This is a genomic window from Bradyrhizobium genosp. SA-3 (genome assembly GCF_004212635.1).
GTDB lineage: Bacteria > Pseudomonadota > Alphaproteobacteria > Rhizobiales > Xanthobacteraceae > Bradyrhizobium.
The window spans coordinates 1-739 of record NZ_PSRT01000339.1 but is presented as its reverse complement, the minus strand read 5'-3'; the positions used below and the strand labels follow the sequence as shown (position 1 = coordinate 739).

The following is a 739-nucleotide window of genomic DNA, read 5'->3' as shown; positions in this document are numbered from 1 at the left end:
TGCGCGGGTCTACATCAAGGGTGGGTTGATCGAGACGGTCTCTCGCGCCACGAGCGCCACAGGAGGAGGCCGACAGTGCCAGTGCCCGACGGGGCCAGCGCCGACAGTGCCAGCGTCCTTGCGGCCAGAGAAAGCGAGCATCAACCTCCGCGCCCCACGCGGCGCAAGCGCTTGCGCCCGCGAGTTGGGCGCGGTTGTTTGATAGGCCGTTTTCGTCTGATGATCCTGTAGGCCTTCGCGAGCCGCTTGCGGGGGGGTGCGACGTGATGGCGCCTGAGCGCGCGCACCACGCCTATGTGAGCTTGTCATGAGCGAAAGCATCTCATCGGTATTGCTCGATGCGCACCGCGCAAGAAGGCAAGGTCTCAATGCCATCGCGCAGCGACAACGCGCCCGGCTTGGCGAGGCCGTCGCCTTCGCTCGCGCCAACTCGCCCTATTATCGCGAGCTCTATCAGGGTCTACCGGAGCGGATTGAGAGTTCGTCCGTGCTGCCGGTGGCTCATAAGCAAGAGCTGATGCGTCATTTTGACGACTGGGTCACCGATCGCGAGGTTAGTTTCGCGGCAGTGCGAGCGTTCGTCGATAACCCTGAGCTGATCGGGCAACGCCTCCTTGGCAAATATTCAGTGGCAACCACCTCGGGCACCACCGGGACACCTGGAATATTCCTGTTGGACAAGCACAATTGGACGGTCACACTCGCTTTTTCGCTGCGCATGATGATCGGCGCGCTTAGC

The 739-nt window shown here is 62.2% G+C and carries 1 pseudogene; it reads left to right on the top strand.

Going from position 1 to position 739, the window contains the following annotated elements:
- Positions 1-307: 307 nt before the first annotated feature.
- Positions 308-739: pseudogene (locus CWO91_RS42370) on the top strand (phenylacetate--CoA ligase family protein); the annotation flags it as partial.